Source organism: Acinetobacter sp. Z1 (genome assembly GCF_024296945.1).
Lineage (GTDB): Bacteria > Pseudomonadota > Gammaproteobacteria > Pseudomonadales > Moraxellaceae > Acinetobacter > Acinetobacter beijerinckii.
This window is the reverse complement of record NZ_CP101115.1, coordinates 1,567,002-1,591,751: the sequence shown is the minus strand read 5'-3', so window position 1 is coordinate 1,591,751 and position 24,750 is coordinate 1,567,002. Positions and strand designations below refer to the sequence as shown.

The 24,750-nt window shown below is 36.7% G+C and carries 21 protein-coding genes; 10 read left to right on the top strand and 11 right to left on the bottom strand.

Going from position 1 to position 24,750, the window contains the following annotated elements; all coding sequences use genetic code 11:
- Positions 1–88: 88 nt before the first annotated feature.
- From NGC85_RS07390 to dnaX, 11 genes are all read right to left on the bottom strand, one after another.
- Complete coding sequence (locus tag NGC85_RS07390) at positions 89–1,273, bottom strand: TerD family protein (RefSeq protein WP_254805388.1); 1,185 nt, start codon at positions 1,271–1,273, stop codon at positions 89–91.
- Positions 1,274–1,345: 72 nt separating this feature from the next.
- Positions 1,346–2,230 (bottom strand): HpcH/HpaI aldolase/citrate lyase family protein, encoded by an 885-nt coding sequence (locus tag NGC85_RS07385; RefSeq protein ID WP_005054286.1) that lies wholly within the window; start codon positions 2,228–2,230, stop codon positions 1,346–1,348.
- Between the two features lies 1 nt (position 2,231).
- On the bottom strand, positions 2,232–3,383 hold the full coding sequence (gene stiP / locus NGC85_RS07380; RefSeq protein WP_254805387.1) for a cysteine protease StiP: 1,152 nt from the start codon (positions 3,381–3,383) through the stop codon (positions 2,232–2,234).
- Entirely contained in the window at positions 3,367–4,185 is an 819-nt protein-coding gene (locus NGC85_RS07375; RefSeq protein WP_254805386.1) for an HAD hydrolase family protein, read from the bottom strand. The genes stiP and NGC85_RS07375 overlap by 17 nt, the downstream gene beginning before the upstream one ends.
- A gap of 12 nt (positions 4,186–4,197) precedes the next feature.
- Complete coding sequence (locus NGC85_RS07370; RefSeq protein WP_254805385.1) at positions 4,198–5,316, bottom strand: phosphoribosyltransferase domain-containing protein; 1,119 nt, start codon at positions 5,314–5,316, stop codon at positions 4,198–4,200.
- A gap of 55 nt (positions 5,317–5,371) precedes the next feature.
- Positions 5,372–6,433, bottom strand: coding sequence for an ATP-grasp domain-containing protein (locus NGC85_RS07365; RefSeq protein WP_254805384.1), 1,062 nt, complete (start codon positions 6,431–6,433; stop codon positions 5,372–5,374).
- A complete protein-coding gene (locus tag NGC85_RS07360) occupies positions 6,430–7,962 on the bottom strand; it encodes a helix-hairpin-helix domain-containing protein (protein WP_254805383.1) in 1,533 nt (510 codons plus the stop codon). The genes NGC85_RS07365 and NGC85_RS07360 overlap by 4 nt, the downstream gene beginning before the upstream one ends.
- Positions 7,963–7,964: 2 nt before the next feature.
- Positions 7,965–9,707: a PP2C family serine/threonine-protein phosphatase gene (locus NGC85_RS07355; protein ID WP_254805382.1), complete on the bottom strand. Its 1,743-nt coding sequence runs from the start codon at positions 9,705–9,707 to the stop codon at positions 7,965–7,967.
- A gap of 20 nt (positions 9,708–9,727) precedes the next feature.
- Entirely contained in the window at positions 9,728–10,786 is a 1,059-nt protein-coding gene (locus NGC85_RS07350; protein WP_254805381.1) for a TerY-C metal binding domain-containing protein, read from the bottom strand.
- A 28-nt stretch (positions 10,787–10,814) separates the two neighbouring features.
- A complete protein-coding gene (locus tag NGC85_RS07345) occupies positions 10,815–11,450 on the bottom strand; it encodes a VWA domain-containing protein (protein ID WP_254805380.1) in 636 nt (211 codons plus the stop codon).
- A gap of 460 nt (positions 11,451–11,910) precedes the next feature.
- Positions 11,911–13,959 carry a DNA polymerase III subunit gamma/tau gene (gene dnaX / locus NGC85_RS07340; protein WP_254805379.1) on the bottom strand — a complete coding sequence of 683 codons (2,049 nt, stop codon included), beginning with the start codon at positions 13,957–13,959 and terminating at the stop codon, positions 11,911–11,913.
- A 192-nt stretch (positions 13,960–14,151) separates the two neighbouring features.
- Here dnaX and NGC85_RS07335 point away from each other — a divergent pair, with 192 nt between their 5' ends.
- The 10 genes from NGC85_RS07335 (at position 14,152) to NGC85_RS07290 (ending at position 24,694) form a co-directional block, all read left to right on the top strand.
- On the top strand, positions 14,152–15,312 hold the full coding sequence (locus NGC85_RS07335) for a cupin domain-containing protein (RefSeq protein ID WP_254805378.1): 1,161 nt from the start codon (positions 14,152–14,154) through the stop codon (positions 15,310–15,312).
- A 210-nt stretch (positions 15,313–15,522) separates the two neighbouring features.
- Positions 15,523–16,578, top strand: a complete 1,056-nt coding sequence (locus NGC85_RS07330) for a linear amide C-N hydrolase (RefSeq protein WP_254805377.1) — start codon at positions 15,523–15,525, stop codon at positions 16,576–16,578.
- A gap of 36 nt (positions 16,579–16,614) precedes the next feature.
- Positions 16,615–17,121, top strand: a complete 507-nt coding sequence (locus tag NGC85_RS07325; protein ID WP_254805376.1) for a hypothetical protein — start codon at positions 16,615–16,617, stop codon at positions 17,119–17,121.
- 356 nt (positions 17,122–17,477) lie between these two features.
- Positions 17,478–18,044 (top strand): TetR/AcrR family transcriptional regulator, encoded by a 567-nt coding sequence (locus tag NGC85_RS07320; protein WP_254805375.1) that lies wholly within the window; start codon positions 17,478–17,480, stop codon positions 18,042–18,044.
- A 549-nt stretch (positions 18,045–18,593) separates the two neighbouring features.
- Entirely contained in the window at positions 18,594–18,905 is a 312-nt protein-coding gene (locus NGC85_RS07315; protein ID WP_005054304.1) for a metalloregulator ArsR/SmtB family transcription factor, read from the top strand.
- 88 nt (positions 18,906–18,993) lie between these two features.
- On the top strand, positions 18,994–20,694 hold the full coding sequence (locus NGC85_RS07310; protein WP_254805374.1) for a SulP family inorganic anion transporter: 1,701 nt from the start codon (positions 18,994–18,996) through the stop codon (positions 20,692–20,694).
- A gap of 196 nt (positions 20,695–20,890) precedes the next feature.
- Positions 20,891–22,084, top strand: coding sequence for a serine/threonine transporter SstT (gene sstT / locus NGC85_RS07305; RefSeq protein ID WP_254805373.1), 1,194 nt, complete (start codon positions 20,891–20,893; stop codon positions 22,082–22,084).
- 13 nt (positions 22,085–22,097) lie between these two features.
- Positions 22,098–22,778: a YoaK family protein gene (locus NGC85_RS07300; RefSeq protein ID WP_254805372.1), complete on the top strand. Its 681-nt coding sequence runs from the start codon at positions 22,098–22,100 to the stop codon at positions 22,776–22,778.
- 3 nt (positions 22,779–22,781) lie between these two features.
- On the top strand, positions 22,782–23,321 hold the full coding sequence (locus NGC85_RS07295) for a DUF2058 domain-containing protein (protein WP_254805371.1): 540 nt from the start codon (positions 22,782–22,784) through the stop codon (positions 23,319–23,321).
- A gap of 113 nt (positions 23,322–23,434) precedes the next feature.
- Positions 23,435–24,694, top strand: a complete 1,260-nt coding sequence (locus NGC85_RS07290; protein WP_254805370.1) for a mechanosensitive ion channel family protein — start codon at positions 23,435–23,437, stop codon at positions 24,692–24,694.
- Positions 24,695–24,750: the final 56 nt, after the last annotated feature.

Genomic DNA, 24,750 nt, shown 5'->3' with positions numbered 1-24,750 from the left:
GAAGTTTATAATTAGTTTCTACACTACAAAAAATATAAGCTTAATTTTTAAAGGATTTTTCAATATAAAATTAAGCTAAATTTTAATTTTATTTGCTACCTGCAACCCAACGCAATCCAAAATTAAAGGCTTGATCTAACTCTTTATGACCTTTCACATATTGAACATGTCTTCGTACTTCTATATTTCCCTTTTGATTCATCAATTCAACGATTCCACACATACCTAATGGTTGCCCTTCAGTCAAACGAATTTCAATAGGCGGTTGTTCTGGAACATATATGGTCACAACAGCATCCGTTTCAGCCCAGTTTGGAACACCTTGATATATAAAAGCGAAAATCACAACCCGATGAATTTGATCCCAATTTTTCCCATTTATTCGCAGCCATTCCCCTGTTTGCAATGCTCCAGTACGATCATCATCAGATAACTGAATATATGGAAATGTTTGGAATTTCCCAAAACAATCACCGAGTGCCTGAACCACAGATTTTGTTCCATCTTGCATTTCAAACAGACACCCTAAATCAAGATCAATGTTTTTGCCTTGATTCAGCATTTTGTCAAAGAAACTTTTTTGTTTTGTAGCAGTTTTTTGGTTCCAATTTAGATTAATTTTAATTTCACCGAAAGTTTGATCTTTTTTTGTTAAGTTAATCCTATTGTTTTGTTTATCTAAACTAATCTTACTTAAACTAACTTTTTCAGGTTTTGCGGGTACAGGTGATGGTTGAATCGGAGGTGGCGTATCGCTAATCTCCACACCAAAGTATTCTGACAATGGTTTTAATCCTCCATTAAAACCCTGATTCACAAAACGGAATTTCCAAGATTCTTTATAGCGATAAACTTCTGCCAAAATTAAGGCTTTTTCAGTTTTTTCTGCACTTTTAATATCTGCTGTGGCAGACAATTGACCATTTTCCCACAGCTCAATCTGAATATCCTGAACTGCGTTGATGGTTAGGTTACCGTCAATTGCAGCACAAAACGAAACTTTGCTGATTTCAGCTTCTAATGACTGGGTATTGACATTAAATTGGGCTAAGTAAGGCGTCTTATGCGTGGATTCTAGCAATTCCACACTACGATTTGGCGTTTGCTTTTGTCCATAAAAAATCATATCCGCATCACCGCGCACCTTAGCTTGGGCATTAAGAATATATGCACTCATATCCAAACTTATTTGTTCGGGCATCGCCGTCTTTATTTTTATTTGAAGCTGGGGCTGTGTTAAAGCTAAATTCGCCCCAGTAATTAATTGTTGCATTGCGATACCCTCGTTTATCTTATTTGAATTACTTTTAAATGAAATTTAATTATTTTCATATCACAACGAATACTAGATTTTTAAACCAAAAACTTTAGCTCGCTCCAAAATTCGTTCTGCCCAATGTTTATGTGTGGCAGGTTCAAGCATAGAACCATGACATGCAAAAACGGCCTGTGCATCTTGATTTAAAATATCTTGTGCTTGTTTCAATTCAATTTCATTGACTTGAAAAGCTTGATGCACAATCGGAATCTGTGCTGGATGAATAATGGTTTTACCAGATAAACCATGTTGAATATCTAAGTACAATTCATCTTGCAATAATTTAACTTGGCTAAAGTGTTCACATACAGGCGCACTTAAAGAAAAACCATGTGGCAAAAACTGACCAGCTAAATTTGAAATTAAAGTCCCAATTGGTGTTTGATATAAAGTCATATCATTTGGGCGACGTAATGCCAAACAATTTAATAAATCATTACCGCCTATCCGCAAGACCAATACAGGATGAAACTGTTGTTGTAAAGCTTGCCTTAATTCCTTCATCGCTCCCATATCAAATGTATCAGGCGTTTCTAAGGTCGGCATCAGTTTTAAATCAGATGATAAAATAGCATGCCATTGATTCAAATTAGATAAGCCAAATTTAGGCAAGACCATACCATCTAATAACTGAATCTCTGCCCACTGCATCAATTCTTCTGCCATTTCTAAATGACGAGGACGAATAAATAACTGTGGATGCTGTAAGTTTCTTTGATTCTGTTGTAAATGTTGCAATAATTTTTTTAAATTCTCTTTTGCAAATTCAACATCATGCTCGACAACGGCATCTTCTAAACATAATACAACTGAACGTAATTCAGGATATTTTTCACCATTCACCACCTGCCATAAATCTGGTCGCGTGGCTGGCATGTATAATGTTGCCCCCAATGACAATGCAGATAACATATTAATTTTTCCCTAATTTTTGAATTAATGTAATGGCACGATAGGGTGCAATTTGATCACCAACGACTTTGGTTGGTGTCTGGGTAATATCCGTAAGATGGCGTAATAAAGCAGTGTCAGCATCATCGGCATCTCGCAATAGCACCAGATCAGGCACACGGCGTAAAATTGCACGTGTTGCCTCTGCAATACTCGGCTTAATTCGATTTAAATTGGTGATCTGATATTGCTGCGCCAAGTCTTGAATCACTTGCTGGCTTTGTTGCTGTTGTTTTTGCCGTTGTGTTTCTGTCCAAACAGCATTCGGTTGAACTGCACATTGACGGCGAATTTGATTAATTTTTTCAATAAATTGTTGTGATTGATCAAATTTTTCTAGCTGAGTATATTCAATACAACTATGCCATTGGTCAATATTTTGCGCATTAATCTCTTCAGCTTTGAGTGGTTCACCTTCACAAATCGTTCGTGAAATTAGCCCTGAAATCGTTGAACCCAACACCCCAGATGGAATCAACCAATCATCACCACTTGCAGCCAACCATGCACAGCCCCCAATATCAGCTAATACAACTAATGGCAGTGGTCGATTGGCAAAACGAGGATCATCTCCTAAGCTACGCTGTAATTCTTGTCGAATTGCACCTTTGCCTGTCCAACCATCTACAAACACAATGGATTGATGTCCATGCTTGGCAATAATGGTTTCTAATGCTGCAAAATCAATTCCTCGATCACGAAGAATACTCACCCCATAATGGATACAAGGACGACCCAAATCTTGTAAAGCATGATAAAGCAACACACCTAAAGGCACACCTGCACGAACAAAACTGACTAATACAATTGGCTCAACAAATTCTGTTACCAATGTTTGAGCCAATTGTTGTACATTCTCCGCCAAACGTTGCTGCCCTTGTTGCAAAGCATTTTCATACAGTACTAAATGACGTTCAGAAGGTGCATGTTCCTGACTAATCATTTGAGAATAGTGTTTTTGCCCAGACTGAATTAAATGTTCTTTCTCTACAGTATCCGTTGCCTGAATATGGGTGCGGCGCAATAAGAACGTTACTTGTTCAGGTAAATAACTACCACTAAACCCTTGCTTTGAAATCAATTCACTGGCTTGTTGCTTATTGATAATCGCCATAATACCCTTCTTGTGCATATTGTTGCGCCAAGTTATGTTTGACCCAACGATTCAATTGGCTATGATTCGGCATGCCCCACCAATCGCATAAATTTAAAAATTCAACATCAGATAAACTATCACCAAAACCTAAAATACTACGTTGTGGCACATCTAGTTGCTGTAATAAGAATTTTGCGGCATTGGCTTTACTGACAGGTTTTGGGATAAACGCCAAATTATTACCATTCAAATGAAAATAAAACCCATCTAATAATTCATCACTCAAACTATTCAACAGTTCTGGTAAAAAATTCGGCGCATACGGATTGTCATTTTCAGTATTTTGCTTGGCAACAAGATACAGCCCCAAACCTTGTTCTTCAACGATCCATGTCCGAATTGAGCCAAAATCAACTGCTTGTTGGATAACTTGCATCAAAGCTTGCAATCGTGCTTTGTAAGGCAGTAGAACCTGCTGCATTTGTGAATGCCAATCTTGGTTAATTGACAGATCGGCATTTAAAACAGTTCCACCATGAGAACATACCGCACCGTACTGAAATGGCAAATGGACGCGAGACAGTGCTTCTGCACTACGCGCCGTCACAGGGATCACATGTGTACTTTGTAATAACCACTGCACAAAATGTTGTTGCACAGGATTCATATACGCCAAAGCCTGCCCATTTTTATCAGTCGTTGCCATTTTAAAGTCAGGTTGAGGTGTAATCCGTCGATGTGTTTGGAACAAAGTATCATCCAAATCAACCAACATAATGGGAGCTAAAACGGGAGTTGAACTTAATAAAAAATCAGTCATAAAAACATACAATTAAGAAATATGGTGAGGGTAATCTACAGCACTAATCACTTCAGCATTTGGCAATGCAGCTAATAACTCGGTCGCCACTGAGTCTTTTGTCGTTTCAACCGTAATAAGGATACGATCATAATCTAATGGGTTGATATTGTAGACAAAGTTTTGAATACCTAGACCATAGTTATCCGAAAATGCCAAGGCCGACTGAATCGCATGTCCTTCTGCGATTGGCGAACGTGTAATTGCGCTGAATTTCACATTAGCACCTTGTTGGTGTAAATGTTCTGCCAATAAAAAAGAAGACCAAACATATTCACCACTGCCTAAAACCAAGATTCGTTCTTGTGCTTGAGCAGAGAGTCGAATATGTGCAGTCGTATCCTTCACTGGTAAGCGTCCCCATGTCGGTTGCTCTAAAGCTTCAAACTCACCAAATGCAATCGTATCGACTTTTGGCATCTCAATTTTTTTTGGATTTTCAGCATCTTGCCATTGCCATGTGCCAGTCATTAGCGCCACAGATTGACACTCTAGACCCGAAATATGAATCCCTGATGACCAATCCGCTAAAGTTGCAGTCACCACATGCGAAATTTCATTTAAACCTGCTTGCTGCAAAGCTGAGATGAGATTAATAAAGGTTTTCCCTGTCGAAGCTTCATCATCAACGAGAACAATACTCTTACTCACTAATATCTGAGCATGAATTTCTGGATCAGCAGAGCTATATAACAATTGATCTTGCGCATGACTGTGTTCTTCTAAAAAACGAACGAGTAATGGTGCATCTGCTACTGGATGTCGAGTCGTTGTGGCATACAAAGCATCAGGATATTGTTTTTGTAACACCTGATGAACACCAGCACCCAAACCAACCGCTGTTTCTGCCATCCCAATCACCAAAACAGGTTCAGGTAAATTTGCAGGAACTTGTAGGGCTAAATCAGTAAAAGCTTGGCGAATAATCACAGGACTCACTGGAATATGCCGACCCAATACTTTTGATACAAATAAAAAAGCACGTTTTGGGTTAATACGTTCGGCAAAACCTAATAAATCTTGCCATTGCCATACATTATCTTTGCTAGGTTGTAAGGTTAATGTGCCGCGCTGCAATTCAATCTTAATCATAAAGCTTTATCATTCAAATCAGTAAAAAGGTATATTTAGCGATCAAATCTGGAAGTTAAACTTGCAGGCTTTGACTAATATTTCGAACTGTTATATTGCTAGGCATAACTTCCGCTTGGTACTCATGCTCAAGAAACTCTGAAATAAGAGCAAGCACTAAATTAACACCACTATGAAAGGTGTGACTAATTCCACCTGAAGGTCGTGGATTGACTTCTAAAATATAGAGTTCACCGACATGGTTATAGCGTGCTTGCATATTCACTAAACCATCACAATGAAATAAACGTGCTACACGTCGCCCAAGATCAATCGCAGGATCATCTAAAGTTAAGGTTTGATAATCACCACGATGTTTATAACGAGCCACGGCATAACGCACTTCACCATGAACGCAGAACATATCGACAGAACATTCATGCCCAGATAAAAATGGCATCACCAAGTAGGCAGGCGTTTGTGGGAGCTGGCGATAACTTTCTATAAAAGTCTGCGGATGGGCTTTAAAATTTTGGCTGTTGTGAAACATATCAAACGGCGTAGCGTTTGGGTCTAAACGCCAGAATCCTGAAGCAAACACGCCTGTCACAGGCTTCACACATACCGCACCTTCGGCTGACCATTTATCATAAGCAGCTTGTAATTGATCCGCTGTTTCAACCGTTGTTGCAGGAACTACAGGAATACCATGTTCAGTACAAATTTGAGTAAATGCTGATTTATCATGTAGCTGTCCTACATTTTCAGCAGTGTCACATCCCGCCATTAAACGAATACCAAGTGCATCAAAACGATGCTTTTGCTCTAAGTAAATACGTCCAAATCGTCCAGCAACAATCAATTTAACCTGTAAACGCTGTGCTTGCTCCAATACCCATTCTACTCGTTCTGACAAAACAGGTTCTTGTAAGGCAATATCGGCTACAGATGTAATTTCAGGGCGCAAATCTTGATGTGATGCAATAACGTGAATCGGAAAATCTGAGCGCAACTGCTTTGCAGCTAAGACCAAATCTCTTTGACAAGAATGTGCTTGAGTAAACCAAATTCCAATTGAATGCGGAGAAATAACCTTTGTTTCATCAATTTGTGGAACATTTAAATTTAACTTTATCATGAAGAACACACTACCATCTGAACCACCACTAAACGCCCGCCATCCTGACGGGATAATAAAATTTGCTTGCCATCTGTTAATTCAATTTTTGAACCAATCGGCACGACTGTCTTGGTCGCCACATCCATCAGATCAGGTAAATTTTCATTGACCAACCACCATTGCTCTTGATGAAAAATAAAATAACCCACACGTTTAGTTTGCTCAGCAGTCAGACGCTCATTAGGGGCGATCAGACTATTTGCATGCCACTGATAAATTGACTGCCCTGTCCATACCATTAGCCGATGATTGTCTGGTCTAAAACTCCCTTCTTGACGCGCTGAGTATAAATTTAAAACAGGTAATTGTCCTTTAAATTGAGTACCGCAGAAAGGACATATGGGTTGTGTCGTATTATCAAAAACATACCATTTTTGGCTGCAATCCGTATTGAGACAAGGTTGAATTAAATCAACAGTTTTAACCAAAGCAGTTTCCCAGTCATTTGCTGAGGGACGTTGTTGTGGTTGATGTAAACCTGTCACAAAACTTTTTAAAAATAAATCTTTAAGATAAGGGCCTGTCACATCATAAGGAATTTTTTCTGGATCAGCCCACGGTAAAGCACTCGGACGCACCTGACTTACTTTAACTCGATTACGATGATCCGTTGGATGCTCAATAAATAAAGCTTGTTCACCCATTGCTAGATTTTCATCTCGTTGAGGATCATTGAGATCATGCACCAAACCGCCACGTAGTGGATGTCGATAGAGCAGATACATATAAATCAACACCGCTAAAGCATGCCGATCTGTCATGATGTTTGGCAAATGCCGTGCTGGATCATCCTTTGTCAAATGATTGGTCTGTATGACTTCAGGCGCAATAAAATCAGGTGTTCCCACAACATCGGGGGGATATTTACTTGGAACAACCAAACCATCTACATCAATCACACAAGCACGACCCGTCACAGGATCGATTAGAATATTCTTATACGATAAATCAGAATGTGCTAAGCCTGCTGCATGCATACGCCGTACTGCACGGGCAATCAGAATACAAATTTTTAAATAATTCAGCCATGTACCTTTTTCTCGTTCATCTAAAAAACGATTTTGATTATTGGCACTTGCAAACCATTTACCTTCTTTTTCTTTACCTTTAATCCCCAAAAAATCATCATTTTTTGAACCAAATTCAAAGAAAAATGGCTGTTGATAGGTAGGAGCTGTGATTCCAAGCAAACCATTATATTCCACCAAACCATCGGGCCAACAGAACACATTTTTCCAATAGTCACCGCCTGCACTATTAAAAATTCCTTGCCATTTATTGCCGACAATTTCTTTTAAACGATCTTTTTGACGCTCTAATTCTGCTTGTGATTGATAAAAACTATTTTTCTCTTTCGTAAAAAAACAGACGACATAAGATTTATCAGGTGAAAAATACACATCTTTCATCGCGCCTGAGCCAATCACTTCATCCACAAATGCAATCGACCGACCATCTAGAGTTTGACATTGAATGATTTTATTCATCTTTAACCTCTAAGCGGCTTATCATGTACATTCAGTTCTGAACTTTTTTGATCATCGTTCTCATCAACCTTTTTTTGCAATGAATCTTGCCATAAAACCGCCAAAGTACGATCATCATGATGCCCTGCACTAAAGAATTTTGACCATTCCAATAAAGCTTGATCTGGTTTTTCATGCTGTAATTTTGGCTGGATCTCTTGCCATAGCTGTTGCCATTTTTGCAGATTATTCAAACCTGCATCTGTTTCAAAACGTGGGTCTGAAATACCATCGGTCATCAGCAATACCGCTTGGCAGTCTTGGAAATAACCAATATTTACCTGTGCGCTAAATTGATTGACTACTTGCCGAGATAAAAATCGAGTTTGACCTGCAAACTCTCCACCATCAGGTTTGCCCATCAATCGTATTTTATCAGGGCTATAGACGGCAATTGCACCATCCCCAATCCAAAAACTACTGATCAGTGTTCGTTCAGGTTGTTGTTTCACGATTGCAGCTAGTAATGTCGTAGAAAATTTCTTTACATCCACTTGCTGCTGATGTGCTTCATGTTCAATCGCCTCAACGGCAGTCAATGCTGCTTGATAAAATAAATCCTGCAATTGCTGACCTAAAGCTTGCAATTGTTGATCGACTTCTGCAACTTGCCAGCCTGCTATCAGTTGATCTAAGTGCGCTTGTCGCTGCTTTAAATCGTCAAGCAATATCTGTCCCATAGACTGCACTGCCAGTTGCGAACCACGCCGAGAAAAATCAGCGCTACCCGCACCATCCGCCACGATTAAAATTGCCCAATCACTATTGTCTATTTGCTTAATCAGCAAATCATCATCACGAAAGCTTCCTGCATGCTCATGTGAACGCCCTCGTTGACTCGAAGCAGCAATCTTAAAATTCTCTGCTTGAATATAATCGGAATCGCTGTGACTTTTCTGATAGGGTTCATTCGCGTCTGGCTCATTGATTTGCCATAAGCTTCGTGGATCAGGCGTTACAATGAACGTGACTTCACCTTGCTGCCAATCGACTTGTTCTTGATTGATTTTATATTGGAAATTTAATTTGAACTCACCTGCCTGCAACGGAGTTCCTTGTAACTGCTGCATGTCCTGATTAAAACACAGACCTAAGTCATCTGAGATTTCAATACGATCGGCACAAATATAGACTGGTTGTTTTATAGGATGTTGCATTTGAATCTTGGCTTGATAAATCTGCCCAACACGTGCATTTGGAATCTGAAAATAAGGCATTTTTTTCACCATTTTTACAATATCGACTGAAGTTGCATCTTCACTTGACGGATAAGGCGTAATCATTCCAAATTGAGTATCAGTCATCGAATTAAAGTCATTAGTATTCTTTTTATCCCGCTCTGATGGCGAGCTTTCAAGATGTTCATGATTTTCTTCATTTACAGCTACTATTTCACTATCACACTGCTGATAGAAACTGCTTAAACCATTTTGACAAGGTAAATAAATGGCTTGTCGCCCTTCTCGCAAAATATGGTATAGCTGAGTTTGATGAAAATATGGAAGTTGCTCACATTGGAAAGCTCTCGCATCATAAATCTCTTCAGCCAAATCATAATAAGCATTATAAATACGTTTGTTTTTGAGCAACTGACTGATCCATTCGGCAATTTCGCCTAAGTCAGTTGATTGGGATTTATCTTGTAATAATTGCGTTAATAAATCAGTGAAAGCGCTTTGTATCTCTGGATGTAAAACTTGAGACATGCTTATTCCTTATGGCTATTTTAGCCACGCCCTCGTTGTACATCGAAACCATCAATTCCACCATAACCAAAGCGAACTTGGCGGCGACACCACGGACATATTGCTTCTTCACTAAACCCGTCATAACACATCAATTGACCACAACCACACATTGCAAATGCAGTATCAGCCAAACAATGTGGACATTCGGGTGCACCTTGTAGCAAGGTTGTATTGACTTGTTGCTGATGCTGACTCTGATCAGACCACGTAAAATAGTCTTCATCTATTTTGCAACATTCAGTTAATTGAAAATGATACAAATTAAGTTCGATATTTAAATCCTGTGGCGCTTTGTACTGAATTTCTCGCTCATATTTCATCAGATAAGGACGATTGAGTTTCGCGCAACGCCCAACAAAGGTGACACAGTTTTCATCCACCAAAGTATTTTTTGCAGGAAGATCTTTTACTAAACGCATAAAACTTTCATCTAAGCTTGGTAAATGATTATGTTCCTGTCCATCACCAATACTCTTACTTTGTGCTAATACAGAAGCACTGATCCATTGGAAAAACTTTTTAAAATCATGCTCATTCAATTCATCAAAGGCAATACAATGCTCAGTTAATTGCTTTAGGATTTGATAATCCACATTTTTGCCCATGCCTAAAGCAATTAAAGTGCAGCGTCGAGTATATTTTTTCTGCCAACGATAAATCGCATCTTTACATTCATCTGTTGGACGACCATCTGTAAATAAATACACCACAGGTTTCCAATCACCTTTGGTGTCCTCAGTGGTTTTTATTAAATGGCGATCAAATTCATTCATTAAATGTTCTAATGCTTTGCCTAAATGTGTACCACCACCCAAAGGTAGTTTCACAGGATAATAGGCAAAGACTTCAACCAATGGAACTAGTGTTCGAACTAGCCCAGCAAAGGCAATCACCGAAACATAAACCGTTTCCAAAGCATAAGGATCTTTGCGCAATTGCTGCATAATCAACTGGATGCCTTGCTGCATCTGTTGGATATTCTGCCCAGCCATAGACTCAGAACAATCCAGTACAAAAAAAACAGGTAAACGGCGCATCTTTTGTCCTTAATGATTGATGATCGAATTACAAAACCAACTGTACTTCAGGCGGAGGTGGCGGCAATGAAATCGAACCTGAAATACCCGCACTACTACTTCCAGCAACCACACTGGCTGAGACCCATTTAAAAAATCCAGCAAATGAAGCCGCATCCATGGTATCCAATACCACGACCTTATCCGTGAGTTGCAATAAGTGCTCTTGTTTCGCTTTTGGTCCAGCAGCACAAGCTACAATACTGGCAAAATTAAATTGTTGAATCACAGGAATAACCTGTTGATAAGCATAAATATCAGAGGGCGAACCGTCAGTCATAATGAATAATAAAGGTCGCCAATCACCTTTCTCATCCGTTGTACTTGTTTGCACCTGCTGATTGACGCATTCAGCAAGAAGCTCCAAGGCAGCACCCATAAAGGTTGCTCCTGCACTGGGTGCTTGAATTTCGGCGAATTGAACTTGATCTAAAGGAGTTAAAGATAAATAAATTTTTGCTTCTAAATCAAAGGTAATAATACTTAAATAAACACTTTCTAATGCATAAGGATCTTGACGCAGTGCACTCAACATGGACTGCAATCCGACATTCACTGAGTGAATCGGCTCACCTCGCATAGACCCAGACGTATCCAACAAAATATAAACAGGCAAACGACGCATAATCAGATTACTCAAACATGTAAAGCTAAAGTTTTAAAATTAAATAAACGCGATGACAATTGAACTTTGCAAAGAAAAAAATGATTACGTTTGTTATTCCATGAATATATAAATTGATGACTTCAATTTTCTAATATTCAATCCAAAACAGATGCAATTTTATTTATAGAAAGAAAATTGTTTTCAGTTTTTAAAATCAACACTTTTAACTTTGCTACTAAAACTAGTGATATACCCCATTGTTCAATTAAAATTTATGCAGTTTTATTATTTCACTTGATATTTTTAGGGTGTCTACAATATTAATTTGATTAGAATAAACTCAATTAATACGTTCCTATAGAGCAAGAGTTCTAAAATTTCTCTGCTCATATCAACGTATCATTTTTAGCATAATCGTCAGTATTTTTCTATAAAAATCATTAAGAAATATATAAAAAGATACTGACTTGTATACCTTCTATAATTTTAATTGAATATTTTGAAGTTCAGCATCAAATATATCAACTAGACTTTTGATGGTCGGTTCTTTATGTAACAACTCAACCGCACGATTAAACGCTTTTTGCTTGCGCGCATTTTGCATCATCAAAGGTGTATTTGAGTCTACTTCAGCATACTCAACGTTAAATTGGGTATTTGGCCACTGTACTTTTAAGGCATCTTCTAGCCCATGCTGCAATTGAGAGAGCATGCCCTCATATTCCTGTGGAATTTGAAAGATCGATGAACCATTTATTTGTCCTTGCATAACACCATGCTGTGCTAACTCTTGCACTGCTGGTGAAAGTTGACTGGTTCTAAACCAATATTCCCACTTCTCTAAATTCCACTCACCCTCTAGAACTTGTTCACGCAATTTTAGAATATCTTGTGGCATTAAATCAGTCGATTCAGCTTTATGCTGTTCTTCTAAACTTGTAACTGACTGCTGTTGTTTAATATCTACAGATTCTACTGAAAAAGGTGTCTCCTCAACTACATCTAACAGTAAATCAACGCGCTGTTCATTTTGCTGAATATCAACGTGTTCCCGAATATTATCTTCAACAGGAAAAATCAACACATCTTCTGAGTTTATAAATTCAGCTTGAACGTTGCTTACTTCTGCTGAAGTGTCTAATTCAACCAATTGCCCTGCACACACATCAAAAACCATCATATTACTATTTAGATTTTGCGCAGCAGGTTCAGGTTCAGGTTCAGGTTCAGGTTCAGGTTCAGGTTCAGGTTCAGGTTCAGGTTCAGGTTCAGGTTCAGGTTCAGGTTCAACACTAACCTGATCTAGTTTCTCATCAAACTTATTTTCAAACGTCTGAAAATCTTGTTCAGATTGCTCAATTTGAACCTTTGACGTCTCATGCAATATTATTGATGGTTCTATTTTAGCTTCACTCGTTGCACTGACAACGATTTCATTAACGGATAACGGTCTAAACGCAAGTAAACGCAAGACAGTCATTTCAAAACCTTGCTCTTGCGTCACTGCAAGCTGAAGTTCTGTTCGCCCTTTACAAGCAATTTGATAATAAAGTTGTAAGTCTTGAGCAGAGATTAATTTTGAAAGTTGAATAATTTTTTGATTAATTTCTTCACTATATTTCAAAGCAAGATCTGGTAAATATTGCAATAAAGCCAGTTCATGTAGTGTTGAAACTAATTGATCTAGTACCAAAGACACATCTAAGGCTTGCTGCCGAAATTGCAACAGTAACTGACTAACACGCGCTTGCTGATTTTGATGAATCGCTAAAATCAAATCATAAATAATAGTTCGATCAATCAACCCTAACATTTCTTTTACATCTTGATGATGCACAGCACCCTGACCATAAGCAATCGCTTGATCAGTTAATGACAAAGCATCACGCAATGAACCTTGTGCTGATTCTGCAATTTGCCAAATGGCGTCTTGATCTGCTTCGATATGTTCTTTATTTAAAATAGAACTTAGATGTGTTGTGATTTCATCAACAGCTAAAGGACGCAAAGTAAACTGTAAACAGCGCGAGATAACGGTGATCGGTAACTTTTGTGGATCTGTAGTCGCAAATAGAAACTTTACGTGCTCAGGTGGCTCTTCTAAAGTTTTAAGTAAAGCATTGAATGAATGCGTTGAAAGCATATGCACTTCATCGATCAAATAAACTTTGAAGCGGCCTTGGGTTGGTGCATAAGGTACGTTATCAAGTAATTCACGGGTATCTTCAACCTTAGTACGCGAAGCTGCGTCGATTTCAATCAAATCAATAAAACGACCTTCATTCACCGCCTTACACGTTGCGCACACTTCGCATGGTGTTGAGGTTACACCTATCTCACAGTTCAAGCATTTGGCTAAAATACGTGCAATCGTGGTTTTACCAACTCCACGTGTTCCCGTAAACAAATAAGCATGATGCAAACGTCCACGTTCCAATGCGCTGGTTAAAGCACGCGAAACATGATTTTGCCCCACTAACTCATTGAAATTACGTGGACGGTATTTTCTTGCCAGTACTTGATACATGTATGCTCCTCTCTGCATGTTAAGCATACTGTTTTTTTGAAAGGACTGTAAACGAATACGTTTCTAATTGATCAAGTTTAAATACATTCTCTAACTTTTAATGACTATTTCATCTTATGCAGACAAGACTTGCGTCAATATTCAACTCAAGGGAGAATACGCGCCAATTTAAATATTTTGGTTTCACTCACCATGTCACAATCTTTAACGGTACTCGGCGGTATCACCGCAGAAGAATTTCTTAATGAATATTGGCAAAAAAAACCACTGCTGGTACGTAATGCTCTACCTGAAATTATTGGATTATTAGAGCCAGAAGATGTACAAGAGCTGGCTCTGGAAGAGGATGTTACTGCCCGCTTAATTCGTCAAAAAAATAAAAATCCAAATGAATGGCATGTTAAATCATCTCCACTCACCAAAGGTGATTTTCAAAAACTACCTAATTTATGGACTATTTTAGTTCAAGCAGTCGATCACTATTCATTTGATATTGCAGAACTTTGGAAAAAATTTCCTTTTATTCCACAATGGCGTCGTGATGACATCATGGTGTCTTATGCACCTAAAGGAGGTTCTGTAGGAAAGCACTTTGATTTTTATGATGTTTTTTTAGTGCAAGGTTATGGTCATCGTCGTTGGCAGTTAGGTCAAATGTGCAATGAATCAACTGAGTTTTTACCAGACCAACCATTAAAACTGCTTACAGAAATAGATGTTCATTTTGATGAAGTGCTTGCTCCTGGCGACTTACTTTATGTTCCCCCTGGGCTTGCTCATTATGGTGTGGCTGAAGATGACTGTTTAACGTTTTCTTTCGGTTTCCGCATGCCAAATCTTTCAGAAATGATAGATCAAGTCAGTGATAAGTTTGCAGAAAATGATTCTCTCAAAAACCCTTTGTTGGATATTGCACGCCAACAAACTGAAAATCTTGGGGAAATTAACAGTACTGAATTTTCCTATTTAAAAACTGAGTTACTTAACTACCTCAGCACAGCTCCAGAGTTTGATGCGGCAATCATGTCTTATATGAGCGAATCGAACTACCCAAATAGTATTCCAGAACCTGAAGAAATTGAGGCAAATGATTTATTAGAGGTTGTAGGCACTGGTTATCAACTAATACTCGAACCAGCATCGAGACTTCTTTATAGAAATCAGAATGAAGTTTTAGATTTTTGGGCGAATGGTGAGAATATTTGCATTTCAGAGTCTTTCGCATCGACACTAAAACAGATTGCAGATGGAAAAGTTTTGATGTTTGATGAAAACTTGAACCAAGATGAAATCTTGGAAGATATCGCTCTACTTTTAAACAATGCAATCTTGATGTTATTACCACCAAACTAAACCAAATTTAGGCTTCTGGATCATGGTTGAATTAGATAAGAAAAGTTTTTGCTTTTTTATCAATTCCAGTCACATTCAGAAGTCTTTCTTTTTACCAATATTACATTTTAGAGATTGAATACTAATAAAATATTTATAAACTAATTACTGATAAGCTAAAAACATATATTAATTTTAAATAATTCTTGATTAAAAAATGTGGAGATCAACATGTTGAAAAAAACATTACTTTGTTCATTCATCGCATCGTCATTATTTTTTCAAACAGTTCAAGCATGTACAAGAGCCGTATATTTAGGTAATGACAATCACATTATTACAGGTCGATCTATGGACTGGAAAGTGGATGTCGGAACTAATCTTTGGATCATGCCAAGTGGTGTAGAGCGTGATAGTAATGCAGGTTCGAAATCTCTGAAATGGAAATCAAAGTACGGCAGCGTGATTGCTTCTGGATACGATATATCAACAACAGATGGTATGAATGAAGCAGGATTAGTCGCAAATGTGTTATGGCTAGTTGAATCCCAATATCCTGATAGTAAACAATCGAATAAACCACAATTAAGTATTTCTGCTTGGGCTCAATACGTACTTGATAATTATGCAACTGTTGCTGAAGCAGTATCTGCTTTAGAAAAAGAACCTTTTACACTAATCACAGATGCTGTTCCTGGAGAACAACGATTAGCGACTCTTCATTTATCTATTTCTGATAAGACCGGTGATAGCGCGATTATTGAATATATCAACGGAAAACAAGTTATTCATCACAACAAAAAATATCAAGTTATGACCAACTCGCCTATCTTTGACCAACAGTTAGCATTAAACACCTACTGGCAACAAATTGGCGGCACAATAATGCTCCCCGGCACAAATCGTGCAGCAGACCGTTTCGCTCGTGCGTCTTTTTATATCAATGCAATTCCTAAAAATGATAACCCCAAAGAAGCAATCGCATCTGTATTTAGTGTGATTAGAAATGCTTCCGTTCCTTTTGGTTTAAACACTGCCGAAGAACCAAATATTTCTTCAACTCGTTGGAGAACAGTAGCGGATCATAAACAGCAACTTTATTTCTTTGAATCAGCAGTATCGCCAAATGTATTTTGGGTTGATTTGAAGCAAATAAATTTTAAAGACGGTGTTACACGTAAACTTGATTTAGGTAAAGATCAGCAGAATACTTTTGCTGGCGATGCGACAAATCAATTTAAGACGGCTAAACCATTTGAATTTCTTGGCCCAACACTACATCATTAAGCAAATAAATTCAGAACAGACCTGAGAATTGAAATTATGAAAAAAGTAATAGGCTTATTGTGCTTCGCAAGTATTGTGAGTGGATGTTCTAACTTACAACATCAATCAACATCACCAACAACCTTGGATCATCTTGCGACGGCTGGTTCTTTAAATTGTAAATCCAATGAAATTTGTCCAACAGTCGTTGTAGCGTGGGATAAACAAACAAGAGAACAACTTAAAATTGATGTTTCACTTACAAGCACATATGACTATTACGACATAAAAAGTATAAGCTTTAGCGTTGATGGAAAATCTTTTAATTATGATGCCATGACAAAGACGGAGCAAAAATATATAAATCGACTCATTCCAAGAAGATCATCAAATTCATTCATACTTCCAAGCTCATTTCTTAATGAACTCAGAAACGCACAAAATATTGATCTATCAATTTCTACAGACAAAGGCGTAATCAAACGTTCTGTTTACACGCCTACACAGCGCTCACAACTTTATCAAAACTTTGTGAACTTAATCGCAAGCTTGCCACAAGAATAAGCTCAATCATTTTAAATCTGTGGGTCAGTTGAAAAAAATACTGGCTCACTTTAATAATACGAATATTTCTCATTTACCAATTGAGGAATTAAAATCTTTGTAATCCAGTTAATAACATCAAAATATAAACAATCATAAACCACCTAGAATCAACTTAATAAATTATTATTAATACAGCTAATTCAATTTGTTAATTTTATCGATAAATAATACATTTCACCTAATAATCGCAATTCATAAATATTGTTATTTTCCGCTAGGATATTTTCAAAATAGCATGTAAAATCCCATGCCAAAATTGCATATCAGAATGCGAAACTATGCTCTAGTAATGGGGAGCGACTTAGAGGCTAAATATGTCAAAAAAAGAAGATATTATTACCACAGCATTAAGACTTTTTAACTCTCATAGCTATAATTCAATTGGAGTTGATCGGATTATTAGTGAATCTAATGTCGCTAAAATGACTTTTTATAAATACTTCCCTTCCAAGGAGAAACTAATTGAAGAGTGTTTACTCCAAAGAAACGTAAATTTACAAACATCATTAAATGCAGCTTTAGCTGAATGTAATCCAGATGATTATCTAGAACAACTCAACGCAATATTCATTTGGTATGACGCTTGGTTTCATAGCGAAGACTTCAATGGTTGCATGTTTCAAAAAGCGTTAGAAGAAGTCATTAAAATTTATCCTTCTACTTTGGAACCAGCTACTCAATATAAAATATGGTTAACCAATTTAGTACACGGTTTATTGACACATTTAGATATTCGTAATCCGACCCATCTAGCAACACTGATTGTGAGTATTTTGGATGGCATGACCATTCAAGCTCATGTAAATAAAAATTCTGTCCAAATGGATGAATACTGGACACGTGTAAAACATTTAATCAACTTTGAAAAAGAATTGGCTTAAAAGTTAGAGTTTTCCTTTGAATCAAGAGTCATTTAAAGGAAAATTGATATATAAGGAAAATTAAAAAATAAAGCGTGATTTATAGTTATAATTGTGGCTCACGCTTGCGTCTGAGTTGTAAAAGAATAATAAAATTATTACCCTCTGGCGGTAGTACAGTAGCACTCCCACTCCTTTTTATGCAGACAGATCGTTCTGTCTTATTATCAGTATATCTACTTTTTCAAAAAGTACAAACTTTTTTTTAATTTTTTTATATTCATTAATGTTATTAATAATTTATTTTTATTGTTTAGTTATTTTTAATAATTTTAAGCGTCAACCATATTTTTAAATATAGAAATCACTTAAAAAATAGACCAAAATATTAAATAGAGACTTTAATCTCACTTTTGAATAAAAAAATATAATGGCATACACAAATGAGAGTCATTATTACTTTTACTTATATCCTTTTTCATAAAAAACCATTGCAATTATTCAGTTTTGCTACATTTTTTAATTTTGCTGCCCTTATACTAAGTTCGCTTGAAACATCGTGAGGATAATATGCAAAAAGATCTTGAGATCGAAGCAATGAGAGAATCTGCAAGCTCAATTGTCAATGTACTTAAATCTCTTGCAAACACAGATCGTTTAATTATCTTGTGTCATTTAGCGAAACAAGAATTAAATGTTTCTCAAATTGAAGAGCTAACTCAAATCTTTCAACCTACCCTTTCACAACAACTCATGATGTTAAGAAAGAGTAATGTTGTTTGTACTCGTCGTGATGGAAAGCAAATTTTTTATTCAATCAGTGATCCAAAGTTACAAGTTGTGCTTACAACGCTTTATCAGAATTATTGTCCTAACATCTAAACTGATCTAAGTTTTATATTTATATGCAGTTTGCTTTGCTTTTTTTCTGCATAATATATGCATAAATACATTTTTAGATGATTTATGCATGAACTCTATAAATCAAAAAATATTAAATCTATTTCCCTCTTCTAAGTGGCTACAAAACTATAGCTCAGCCAACTTCAAGTCAGATTTTTTTGCAGCATGCATCGTACTGACAATGCTTGTTCCGCAAGGTATGGCTTATGCCATGTTGGCAGGTTTACCTCCAATTATGGGTATTTATGCCAGCATTTTACCTATGATTATTTATGCATTCATCGGTAGCAGCACCACCCTTTCTGTCGGGCCTGTGGCGATTATTTCGATGATGGTTTTTGCGACCTTAAATCCACTTTTTCCTGTAGGTACAGTTGCGTATATTGAAGCCGCTTGTTTGTTATCTATATTAGTTGGCTTTATTTCACTCCTACTTGGCTTTTTTCGATTTGGCTTTTTAATTCAGTTAATTAGCCACCCTGTAATCAAAAGTTTTGTTATCGCCTCAGCTTTGCTTATTGCGCTTGGACAAATTAAATTTCTATTAGACATTCCTTTAAAAGCAAATAATATTCCAGAATTTATTAGCACCTTGATTCCAAATATTCATCTAAGCAATCTATTGACGATCAGTACGAGTTTAGCTGCAATTATCATCTTAGTCTGTATTCCAAAATTGTTTAAAAATGACGTGATTATTAAACTGAGCCCATTACTATTAGTCGTTTTTTCTATCGGAATAGTTTTCTTATTGAATTTAGATCAATACGGTTTAAAAACCGTCGGGATGATTCCTTCAGGTTTGCCTGATCTTAAATTTCCAACGTGGAATATCGAACTTGTAAAAACTTTACTCCCAAGCGCTTTCATGATTGCCATGATTAGCTTTGTAGAATCATTAGCAATTGCTCAAGCAACCGCCATCAAAAAACGTGATGATTTAAATAGTAATCAAGAATTGATTGCTCTCGGTCTAGCAAATATTTCGGCTGGGATAAGTTCCGGTTTCGCTGTTTCTGGAAGTTTATCTAGAACTATTGTCAATGCTGATGCAGGCGCTAAAACACCAATGTCAGGTGTACTTTCATCATTACTGATGATCTTTGTGGGTTTGTACTTTACAGGTTTTTTCCAAAATCTACCTTTGGCAATTTTAGCCGCTACCATTTTAGTTTCTATTTGGAAGTTAGTAAGCTTAGTCCCATTTATAGAAACATGGAAATACTCCAAAGCTGATGGGCTTGCAATGTTAGCGACTTTTATCGGTGTAACATGTATTGATATTTCCACTGGATTAGTGATCGGAATTATTTTAACTTTCATTTTATTGTTATGGCGAATTAGTCGTCCCCATATTGCTCAAATTGGCTTAGTCGAAGGAACACAGCATTTTAGAAATGTTTCACGTTATGATGTAATTACAATACCAACTATTTCTTCATTTCGTGTAGATGAAAATTTAAATTTTTTGAATGCTCATGTGCTAAAAGGTTCTGTTATTACAGAATTAAGTAAAAATAATCAAATTCAACATGTCATTATCAACTGTTCGAGCATCAGCAATATCGATCTGAGCGCATTAGAAATGTTGGAAGAACTTAATCTAGAACTTTCAATACTCGCCATTCAACTACATTTATCAGAAGTTAAAAGTACAGTGATGGATCGACTGTTAGACTCTAGGCTAATCAAAGAGTTAACAGGCCAGATTTTTTTAACGCACTATCAAGCAATCCAAGAAATCTCTGTGAGAACTAGCGATAATTAGCCTGCTTTGAGATGCTTTTTTATACAAAAAGATAGAGCTTGTTCTTATAATTTTTTCTTTAAAAACATTATCTTATTTTTTACATAAATTTTAAAGTAATTTGCTTGTAAAAAAAATTTTTAAATACTGAGTGCTTAGGTATAGAATACGGCGCTTGTTTAACCTTAAACCACATACAGGTTTATAAGGCTTTTATATGTTTAATGTATTGTCTCGCTTAAGTTTAGTTAGCAAAATTATTATTGCTATTTTTTTAGGGATTGGCGTGGCATTGCTATTTCCTAACTTTACACCTTATTTAAGTTTATTAGGTGAATTGTTCATCAAAGCATTGAAATCTGTTGCGCCAATTTTAGTATTTGTATTGGTTCTCTCTTCAATCGCAAATTTCAAAGTTGGACAGAATTCTAATTTAAAGCCAGTGATGGTTCTATATGTAGCAGGAATGCTATTAGCTGCATTTAGTGCGGTTATTGCGAGTATCATTTTTCCAAGTCAATTATTTTTGCATTTAGCAAATCAATCAGAGCTACAAGCGCCTGGTAGTCTTGCTGAGATCTTAAAAAATCTACTATTAAGCTTTATAGCCAATCCTGTTCAAGCCATTAGTGATGCTAATTTTATTGGTATTTTAGCTTGGGCTATCGGTCTAGGTTTAGCACTTAGACATAGTTCTGATGCAACCAAGCAAGTATTAACTGATGTTGCTGATGCTGTGAATAAAATCATTCATATCGTGATCAGCTTTGCACCTGTTGGTATCTTTGGCTTAGTTGCAGTTACATTTGCAGATGCGGGCTTAGCAACGCTATCAAGTTATGCACACTTATTAATGGTTTTGATTGGAACAATGCTTTTTGTTGCATTGGTGATCAATCCAGTTCTTGTTGCATTAACAATGAGAAAAAATCCGTACCCATTGGTGTTTAAGTGCTTAAAAGAAAGTGGTATTACCGCATTCTTTACACGTAGCTCAGCTGCAAATATTCCTGTGAATTTGGATTTAGCACATCGTCTTGGTGTAAATGCAGCCACAGCGAGTGTTTCTATCCCTTTAGGCGCAACAATCAATATGGCTGGTGCAGCAGTAACCATTACAGTTTTAACGCTTGCTACAGTTCATACGCTGGGTATTCATGTTGATTTTAGTACCATGATTATTTTATCTGTTGTCGCAGCAGTTTCTGCTTGTGGTGCTTCAGGTGTTGCTGGTGGTTCTTTATTACTTATCCCAGTTGCATGTAGTTTGTTTGGTATATCATCTGAAATTGCCATGCAAGTTGTTGCGATTGGTATGATTATTAGTGTATTACAAGATTCTACTGAGACTGCGTTAAACTCATCAACTGACGTTTTATTTACAGCCGCTGTAGATTTCCGAAACCGCTAAAACGAGTAGGTTCATGCCGTTACAACGTTTACCCAACTGGATTCAAATAAGTGCTTTTTTACTCGCACTGAATGCTGGAATGGTAAACGTTTTAGGCTTATTCACTGTCCTTCATCAATCCGTTTCGCATATGACGGGTAATGTCAGTATGCTTGCAATGAGCGTACTCAACTGGCAACCCGAACATTTTTTCTATCTAAGTTCAGTCATTGTTTGCTTTGTTATCGGCTCATTTTATAGCGGTCTAATTTTAGGTAATAGCCATAGTGCATTTGGTCGTCACTACGGTTTCCCTTTAAGTCTAGTTGCTATCTTTTTGTTTCTCACTTGGTTATTACTGCCCTATTTTCCTCGATATGGACTGTTATGGGCTTGTGTTGCTATGGGTGTACAAAATGCAATGGTGAGCCATTATAAAGGTGCAATTATCCGTACAACCCATTTATCTGGCGTATTAACAGATATTGGTTTAGCGATTGGATATAAAGTTCGCGGTCTAAACGTAGAAAATCGTCGTATTTTTTTACATCTACTCATTTTTTCGGGTTTTTTAGTTGGTGGACTTATTGCGAGTTTGCTTTATCCTTATTTAAAATTACAAACATTTTTAGTCCCTGCTGGACTCAGTCTGACATTGAGTTTAGCGTATTGGGTTGCATATTTTCGCTTTTCATCAAAAACGCATCTGGATTGAACTATGGTTAAAAATGCATTGCAAGCTCAGTTATTAAAGGCTGGTTTAGTAGACAATAAAAAAGCGAAAAAACTCACTAAACAAGCGCAACATGAGCAAAAAACAGGTCACAATGATGATGCTCAAATTAAAGCTGAAATTGAACGAGCAAAACAAGAAAAGTTAGCGAAAGATCAGGCATTAGATTCTGAAAAACAACGTATCTTAGAACAAAAAGCGCTAAAAGCATCAATTATTCAAATGATCAAACAGCATAAAGTAGGTCAAACAGAAGGTGATGTGGCTTATCAATTTATTGATGAAAACAAGATTAAAAAGGTATATATCAATCAACAAATTTATAATGCCTTAGTTTCTGGCTCATTGGTGATTGCTAAAGATCAGGAAAGCTATGCTTTTTTACCTAAAGCACTTGCCGATAAAATTGACCAAAAAATGCAAGGATTTGTTCTGATTAATAAGAATACAGAAAAGAATGACCAAGCGACTGATGAAGAAGATCCGTATGCAGCTTATGTGATTCCTGATGATTTAATGTGGTAAACCTTACTGCATGTTAAATCACCTTACAGTTCGTATATAAACTGTGAGCAAAAGGACAATATCGTATTTAACACCTTACAATTCTAATTCAAAGAATTTTAAGGTGTTTTCGTTTGGATTATTTAGGTTTTATAAGAGAAATTCGAACCGAGTTGAGCCATTATCCATGGCTAGAAATGTTGCTTGGATTAGCTGTTTTAATTATTTTTGCAGCTTTGGCTAACTTTGTAGCTAAAAGAATTATTGTTCGTGGAATTCGTCATTTAATTACCAAATTTAAATCTCCAAATCAGTCTATTTTTGCTCAACACAGTGTAACGCGACGTTTTGCAAATATAGTTCCTGCTATTGTGATTATGAATGGTATTACCACCGTTCCACATCTCTCTGCAAAATTCATTACATTTGTGCAAATGGGGGCACAAGCTTTTATTTTCCTTACGCTTGCTCTTACAGTGAGTGAAGCCTTAAATATTTTTAATTTAATATATCAACGTAATCCTAAATCAAGAAATAAACCAATTAAAGGATATTTGCAGCTCATTAAGCTGATTTTATTCGTTGTTTGTGGTCTGATGATTTTAGGTACATTCCTAAAAAAAGATGTCTTTACCCTGCTTGCTGGCTTTGGTGCGATGGCAGCAGTGTTAATGTTGGTCTTTCAAAACACAATACTTTCGCTTGTTGCCAGTGTTCAAATCGCATCTTATGACATGGTTCGTATTGGTGATTGGATCGAAATGCCATCACTCAATGCTGATGGTGATGTAATTGATATGTCATTACATACCATAACTGTGCAGAATTTTGATAAAACATTCACAACCATTCCAACCAATAAGCTGGTAACAGATACGTTTAGAAACTGGCGTGGGATGAGCAATTCAGGTTGTCGTCGTATAAAGCGCTCTATCTTTTTAGATCAAAGTAGCGTTCATTTCATGAATCATGAAGAACAGCAAAAGCTAAAGAATTTTTTACTTTTGGATCGTTATCTCGATGCAAAACAATCTGAAATCGATGAGTTCAATAAACATTTAAATAGTCAGTCTCAATACAATCAACGAAGATTAACAAACTTAGGAACATTCCGAGCTTATGTGGAATTTTACTTACGTCAGCATCAAGGTATTGCTCAAAATCAAACTATTTTAGTTCGTCAATTACAGCCTACAAGTGAAGGTTTACCCTTAGAAATCTACGCTTTTACCAATACGATTGCATGGGCATCTTACGAAGCGATTCAATCGGATATTTTCGATCATTTGATCGCAATTATTCCTGAATTTGGTTTAAGAATTTATCAAGCCCCATCAGGATATGATTTACAAAAACTAAATTCTATATCTTCTATATCTCAACCTGAACTTTAAGCTGAAATAAGTCTTCATTCGACAATAATTTATGATGCAATAAATAAAAGGAAGCC